Genomic DNA, 6,848 nt, shown 5'->3' on the forward strand with positions numbered 1-6,848 from the left:
ACGGTGAGCCAGCCCTTACTGTGGGGTGCGCTGATTCTCGACGTACTCGCGAATCACATCGAGCGTCGCACCACCGCAAGAGGCGGCAAAGTACGACGGCGACCAGAGGTGGTTGCGGTGGGTACGCACCGTGTAGCGATTGCGAAGCTGTCGCGCCGATGCGCCCTTGAGGCTGTTCACTAGCGTCGAGACTGCGATCTTCGGAGGGTAGGTCACAAGCAGATGCACATGGTCGTCCTCCCCATCACACTTCACTAGGTGCGCCTCGAAGCGTGCGCACACATCGGCGAACACACCAGCCAGGAAGCGGATGTGCTCGTGGCTGAGGACGCCGCGCCGGCACTTCGTCACAAAGACCAAGTGGACATGGAGATTGAAAACGCAGTGTCGACCCCGGCGGTAATCTGCTTGATAGCTCATAGACCAAATGGTAGCATAGACTTATGCACCTTCGCTACCGCTATCGGCTGTATCCGAACCGCCCGCAGCGCCAGGCTCTCGCCCGGGCGTTCGGGTGTGCGCGAGTGGTTTACAACGATGCGGTGGCGGCTCGCCGGGATGCCTATCACGGCGCAAGCAAGTACCCGTCGAGCACGGCCCTCCAGCGCCGGCTCATCACCGAAGCCAAGCGCACCCCCGAGCGCGCCTTTCTCGCCGATGTCTCCAACATCGTGCTTCAGCAGGCGGTGCGGGATTGTGATGCCGCCTACAGCCGCTTCTTCGAGGCCGTGAAGGCACAAGGACGGCAATTTGTCGGCCATCCCCGGTTCAAGTCCCGGAAGGACAACCGGCAGGCGATCCGGCTGCACACCGGCGGGTTCAGCATCCGCGCCAACGGGAAACTGCGACTTGCTCGGATCGGAGATGTGGCCGTTGCATGGTCGCGGGCGTTGCCGGCGGCGCCGTCGTCGGTAACGGTGATCCGCGATGCGGCGGGGCGGTACTTCGCGAGCTTCGTGGTTGAAGCCGGTGATGAGACGGCGCCGCCGGCAGTGAACGCCGATGGCACCGAGCGTGAGACCGCGCTCGACCTCGGCCTCAACCACTTCGCCGTGGATCAGCACGGCAATACGATGACCAACCCGCGCTGCCTGCGCCGCGCTGAGCGGCGGTTGCGCAAGGCGCAAAAGGCTGTCTCGCGGAAACGGCGCGGGTCCAACAACCGGGCCAAGGCGCGAAAGCGCCTTGCCCGGTGCCACGCTAAGGTCGCGGACACCCGCGCCGACTGGCTGCACCAGCAAACGACTCGACTCGTGCGCGAGAACCAAGCGATCTACGTCGAGGACCTGGCGGTGCGGGGTCTTGCCCGCACCCGGCTGGCGAAGTCGGTGCATGATGCGGCCTGGGGGCAGTTCCGGCGGCTGCTCGAAGAAAAGGCCCGCCGCTGGGGGCGCACCGTCATCGTGGTGGGCCGCTACCAGCCCACGAGCCAGGTGTGCTCGGTGTGTGGCCGCAACGATGGGGCCAAGGCGCTGGCCATTCGCACCTGGACGTGCACTGGCTGTGGCGCAACACACGACCGCGATACAAACGCGGCACGCAACATCCTCGCCCTCGGACGGAGGGAGAGGCTAAACGCCTGTGGAGCCGATGTAAGACCACCGATAGTGGCTGTTGGCGGCGAAGCAGGAACCCATCAGCCGGCCCGGGCGTAAGCGCCAGGGCCGGGCTGGGAATCACCGTCCTTTAGGGCGGTGAGGACGTCAAGTGAACACGTGCTGGCCGCGTTGTCCTCGTTCGCCACTCGGACGCCCCGGCCACTGCGGGGCGTGCTGCTGACGGTGCTCGATCGTGCGCACGGTGCTGACAACGGTCGTCCTGAGGTGGCCGGGATGCTCTGATTGGGCGTTGGGTGAAGGGCGCGGTCTCCTCGGCTGACGCCTCGGAGAACGCGCCCACTGCGTCCACTCGCGCTCGATGCCATGTGACACGGGCACCGCCCCTTGCACGGCGTCAGGGGCGACCCGCTTGTGCGTGTTGCCCCTGGGCCGATTGGCTCTGTCCGAGGGATGGCGGTTCCGCCTTGGGGATGGTGGAAACGTGCCCGTCGTTCGCTGCGCTCACTCGGGCCGCCCCGGTGCTGACCGTGGGTACTCGGTGCCGCGAGCCCTTCCCCCTTGGGGCGTTGCCAGGGCGGACGTTCGTGACCGTAAGTGTCCGTAACAACCTTGACTCACCCGCCTTTGCCCCCGCCGCTCGCTCGTCATTTTCTTGTTCCCGTCCGCACCCCTGTGCGTTTGAACGTGGGCTGCCGACGCGAGCGCTGACCGCGAGGGTGGGGTGGCCTTGTTTCGGAGCGTTCTCGGTATGCGCATGAGCAGGACTTGCCAATGCTCGGCTTGGCCTAGAAGGCTACACCCACCCTCTGGTGCCACTGTTTGTTTGGCGCCCGCCTGTACTCGAGGTTGCGGAGGTGGTGCCTGCGCACGCTCGCTACGAATAGAGGCCTTCAGCTGTGGCCGGGGGCCCGCATCGTCGTGGTCTGCCCCCACCCCGGCTTCCGGCTCGCCCCCGGGGTCAGCGCCCAGAGGACCGGATAGGCCGGAGGCATCTGCGGTGTCGGCCCGAAGCCGTCGGTCATCACCACGAGCGCCGTGGGCGGTGCGTTCTGGAGGTGCTCGAAGGGCGCACGCAGGTCGGTGCCGCCGGCACCGTGGATCGGCAGCGCCGCTGGCAGTGGTTGGCTGGGGGTGTAGATGTGGTCTTCGGTGACCCGCGTGTCGAGCTGGAGCAGGCGCAGGCGGTAGTCGTCGCAGGTGCGCAGGATGCCGCCGAGTTCGGCCCGGAATTGCGGCCAGTGCTCGACGGTGCTGCCGCTGGTATCCACCGCTACGGCGAGATCCAGGCGCTCGGTGCGTCGGCTCGGCAGATAGAGCCCACGGCCCCAGTGACGGCGCGAGGGCGGCAGCCAGCGGGTGCCGCCGCCGCGGACCTGCTGGATGAAGCGCTGCAGGTAGCGCTGCCAGGGCACGCTCGGGGGTCCCGCCGCCTCGATCCGCGCCTCCAACCACCCGGGCAGCGTCCCGGCGGCGCGGGCCTGCTGCGCCGCCGCCCGGACCCGGGTTGCCCAGCTCCGCCAGATTTCCGGGTCCTGGCGTGGGGCGTAGTCCGGATCCTGTATCGAGGTGCTTGGGTCGGGACCGGGGAGTTCGTGTAGATCGGCATGCCGCGGATCCCGCTCCGGCAGTCCGCCCATCTCGCCCAATCGCTCGTAGACGTTCTCCGCATTCTCCCCGCGCAGCCGTTCGAAGTGGACGGCCCCCGCCAGGGGTTCAAAGCCCTCCCGCACCAGCAGGTCGTTGACCTCATGATCCACCGCCAGGTTCCAGCGCCGCGGCTCTCGCCCAAGGCGCCGGGCGAAGTGCTGCAGGGCGCAGTGCCAGATCTCGTGGCCGAGGACGAAAAGCCGCTGCGCCTCGCCAAGCTCCAGCCAGAAGTCGGCGTGGGCATAGACGGCGTGACCGTCGGTCACGGCCGTGGGCACCCGGCTGTCGATGACCGGCACCAGCTCCAGGCGCATGGCGAGGACGCCGAGAAACGGCGAGCTCACCAGCACGCCCTGCCGGTCGGCGCGCATCAGCGCTCCAGCGCGGCGCTTGCGCTCAAGCTCTTCGGGGTTCGGCGCCCGCGGCGTCATGCCGGCACCGCCTTCGAGCCGGCGCCCGGCAGATAGCGGCTCAGCGCGCTGCCGTGGGTCGCCGCCCAGTCGGCAAAGCGGGGATGGGCGAAGATCCGCTGCCCGCGCTTGCCGGTCACCCCCTCGGCGCCGCCGACGGCATCGATCAGCGCCATGGTGGCGAAATCCGAACTCAGCGCCAGGGTGACCTCCAGGAAGCGGTCGAGGCGTTGGGCCCGCTCGTTCTCCGGGCCGCGCCAGAGGTGGTAGACCAGTGCCGCGCAAAGCGCGTAGCACTGATCCGCCCGCTCCGGGATCACCGCCCGTGATTCGCCGCGCAGGATCGCCTCGGCATCGACCAGGGCGCCGGACCAGCTGCGAAAGGCGGCAAGCTCCGCGGCCGCGCCGGCGCCGACCAGCCCCTCGACGATCCGCTGCAGGGGCCCTTCGCCCAGGCCGGTCTGCTCGGCGAGGGTGAGCTGGTGCGCGACGCGCTCCCAGCTGCGCGGGCTCGGCCAGCCACGCTGCAGATCCCCCTCGAGCTGCAGGAAGCAGTCCGGGCGGTAGCGCAGAAACCCGAGGACGTCCGGGTGCAGCCCCTGCGCCTGTGCCCAGTGCAGCCACGGCTCAAGCTCGGCAGTGACCTCCAGGTGGCAGAAGCGGTTGGCCAGGGCACTCGATAGCCCCAGTGCGGCGGCGCCGTCCTCCTCACGGTTACCGGCGGCGCACAGATACCAGCGATCCGGGACGCGGTAGAGATCGCCGAGGCGGCGGTCGAGCAGCAGCTCATAGGCGGCCACCTGCAGGCTACGATCCACGGCGGTGATCTCATCGAAGAGCAGGATCCCGGCACTGTCCGGATCCCGCGGCCATTCACTGGAGAGCAGCCAGTCCACCCGGTCCTCCCGGGGGACGGGCAGCCCGCGCAGGTCCACGGGCTCGCGCTGCGAGAGGCGGACGTCGATCAAGGCGATGCCGAGCTCGTCACAGACGTTGCGGACCACGCTGCTCTTGCCCACCCCCGGCGGCCCCCAGAGCAGGGCCGGCGGCAGCTGGTGAGCCAGGCCTGGATCGGCGAGCAGCGCCGAGGCCTGGTGGTGCAGGATGGCGTGCGCCTCCTTGAGCGAGACGGCGGTGGTGCTCATGGGCGGGTCTCCTCTTGGGCCTGGGATTCAGCGAGCCGGTTGCTGCGCGGCGGGCTCAGGGCGGCGGCCATCGCCTGCTGCCGCAGCGCCTGACCGGTGTCCCGGCGCCAGCGCCAGTTCGAGGGCGGGGGCTGCAGGCCGATGGCCAGCGCAGCGGCCCGGCTCGGGGCGTGGCCGTGGGCGGCGAGCTCGCCGAGATAGCGCACGCGCTTTTCAACCGTGACCACGCGCTCGAGCCAGCGGATCAGGTCATCGGCCATGGGGCGGTCGGCCTGTTCGATGATCCAGCGCACGAGGGGGCCGAGCTCGCTCGGCGGCCCCTGGCGGCCGCGTCCGCGGTGGGGGCCGGCGAACCCGCGGGCGGTCACGGCGAGGGCCTCGCGCAGCAGCGCCGCGGCGAGGTGGCGTTCATCGGTCGGGATACAGCGGTCGGCGGCGATGCAGGCAAGCAGTCGAAGCTCCCGCGAGCGGGGAGCATTACGCAGGTACACATCCAGGCGCATGGTGGCGGCCACCTGCCCGCGGCAGCGGGCGAAGAGGAGGAAGTCCATGCGCAGGGTCTCCTCGATGAGATCCTCGGGCAGGTTCCAGCCCCACTCCAGGCGCGGTCCGCGGCGGCTGCTAAAGCGCCGGGCCAGGGTCGTACGCGCCTGCCAGATGCGCCCGAGCGGCGGCTCCGGGCGCTCCAGGAGGCTGTAGAGGGTCTGCAGGGCGAAGAGCGCATTGCGCCGCGGCACGGACTCGGCCCAGCGGATCAGTGCGGTGCCAGCGCGTTGCTCGCCGGCCTGCGCGGCCTCGAGCAGCAGCGGGACCTCGCTGGCGAGCAGCGGGGCGCGCCGGTTCGCCGGCAGCCACGGGTGTACCCGCGAGGGCTGGCCCCGCTCACGGGGCCGCTCCCCGCCGCGGACCTCGACCCGCTCCAGGGCCGGGGCGGTGTCGTCACGGATGGTGGTATCCGCGAGCAGCGCATGGGACCAGGCGCCGTCCAGATGGACGCCGGCGATGAGATCCCCGCAGTGCTTGAGCTGCAGCGCCTCGCCGTTGGCCTGGACCTGCTCGAGGCGCTCGGCACGCTGCACGGTCAATGCATGGACCGGCGGCGCCAGTGTGACCCGACGCAGATCCGGCACCTGCTGCAGGTCCACCGCCTCGACAGCGGCGCTCGCGTCCGCTTCGAGGGCCTCGACCCCGGCACCGTGGATCGCGATGCTGCGCGCCGTCGGCGGGATCGTCAGGGTCACCGGGGTGCCGCCGGTGCCGAGCCAGACCAGGGCCTGCTCAGTGGCCACCGGCCACTCAGCAGGCGATGTGCCGATCCGCGCTCCTTGCCAGCTGCGCGTCCCGGCACGGCCGCCGGGCAGACCAAAGGCGTAGCCGCGGCCGCACAGATCCAGGTGCTCCACCGGCCCATGGATCACCGCCTCGGTCTCCACTGAGCCATGCCGGTCCCAGTGGATGATCGCCCCGCGCTCGCCGGGCGGCAGGTCGATGCGCTGCAGGTGGGGGCAGCGCGCCAGTGCGAGGAAGAGTCCGGGCCGGCAGCCGGTCAGATCGAGGTGCTCGAGCCGCGGGGCATCGAGCAGGTCGAGCGCGTGCAAAGAGGCCACCTCGATGCGAACGCAGCGGCCACCGAGATCGGTCAGCCGAACTCCGCCGTTGCGATCGGGCTCCGGCTGCACGACCCGCGGCTCGGGCTCTGCCCCCTGGGTGGGCGATGGGCACGCCATGGCACGTCCTCCTTGATGAACGCGCAACAGAGTGCCGGGAGGGGGCGACAGATCGTGTCGTCGGTAGCGAACCGGATGCGGATGCAAGCCTTCTGCACGCTCGTATACCCTGAGGACGTCGTTGTCGGGGCTAACCCATGGAGGTCGGCAGGCTTATGGAAGGGTCACTCGCGATCATTCTCGCCGTGGTTGGCATTGGGCTGTATTTCGAGCTCCTGGAGCGGATCGGCTAGGGGAGGGCGCGCTGTGGGGGATCCTCAGCGCGCACCTGTGCACAGGCGATCCCCGAAGCTCGAGTAACCCGCTGACTTGCAGAGGGGTGTTTGTAACTGCCTGATTTGGGGCGGCTAGGGCGCTGGT

5 protein-coding genes are annotated in these 6,848 nt (G+C 69.7%); 1 reads left to right on the plus strand and 4 read right to left on the minus strand.

Annotated elements, in window-relative coordinates; genetic code table 11:
- Positions 1 to 15: 15 nt before the first annotated feature.
- On the minus strand, positions 16 to 420 hold the full coding sequence (gene tnpA / locus LRA98_RS12250) for an IS200/IS605 family transposase (RefSeq protein WP_238634182.1): 405 nt from the start codon (positions 418 to 420) through the stop codon (positions 16 to 18).
- 23 nt (positions 421 to 443) lie between these two features.
- Between tnpA and LRA98_RS12255 the strand changes: the two genes are divergently transcribed.
- Positions 444 to 1,655 (plus strand): RNA-guided endonuclease InsQ/TnpB family protein, encoded by a 1,212-nt coding sequence (locus LRA98_RS12255; RefSeq protein WP_238634181.1) that lies wholly within the window; start codon positions 444 to 446, stop codon positions 1,653 to 1,655.
- A gap of 794 nt (positions 1,656 to 2,449) precedes the next feature.
- On the opposite strand, the gene LRA98_RS12260 is transcribed toward LRA98_RS12255, so the two are convergent.
- The 3 genes from LRA98_RS12260 to LRA98_RS12270 are packed head-to-tail and all read right to left on the minus strand — an operon-like array spanning position 2,450 to position 6,488.
- Positions 2,450 to 3,637, minus strand: a complete 1,188-nt coding sequence (locus LRA98_RS12260) for a vWA domain-containing protein (RefSeq protein WP_238634180.1) — start codon at positions 3,635 to 3,637, stop codon at positions 2,450 to 2,452.
- Complete coding sequence (locus tag LRA98_RS12265) at positions 3,634 to 4,761, minus strand: AAA family ATPase (protein ID WP_238634179.1); 1,128 nt, start codon at positions 4,759 to 4,761, stop codon at positions 3,634 to 3,636. The genes LRA98_RS12260 and LRA98_RS12265 overlap by 4 nt, the downstream gene beginning before the upstream one ends.
- A complete protein-coding gene (locus LRA98_RS12270; protein ID WP_238634178.1) occupies positions 4,758 to 6,488 on the minus strand; it encodes a hypothetical protein in 1,731 nt (576 codons plus the stop codon). Before LRA98_RS12270 ends, LRA98_RS12265 begins: the two co-directional genes overlap by 4 nt.
- Positions 6,489 to 6,848 lie beyond the last annotated feature (360 nt).

Origin of the sequence: Halorhodospira sp. M38 (assembly GCF_022227985.1) — a bacterium.
Classification (GTDB): Bacteria; Pseudomonadota; Gammaproteobacteria; order Nitrococcales; family Halorhodospiraceae; genus Halorhodospira; species Halorhodospira halophila_A.

Coding starts and splice junctions, on each gene's coding strand:
- LRA98_RS12265 (WP_238634179.1), bottom strand. CDS start 4,761: ATGAGCACCACCGCCGTCTCGCTCAAGGAGGCGCACGCCATCCTGCAC.
- tnpA (WP_238634182.1), bottom strand. CDS start 420: ATGAGCTATCAAGCAGATTACCGCCGGGGTCGACACTGCGTTTTCAAT.
- LRA98_RS12260 (WP_238634180.1), bottom strand. CDS start 3,637: ATGACGCCGCGGGCGCCGAACCCCGAAGAGCTTGAGCGCAAGCGCCGC.
- LRA98_RS12255 (WP_238634181.1), top strand. CDS start 444: ATGCACCTTCGCTACCGCTATCGGCTGTATCCGAACCGCCCGCAGCGC.
- LRA98_RS12270 (WP_238634178.1), bottom strand. CDS start 6,488: ATGGCGTGCCCATCGCCCACCCAGGGGGCAGAGCCCGAGCCGCGGGTC.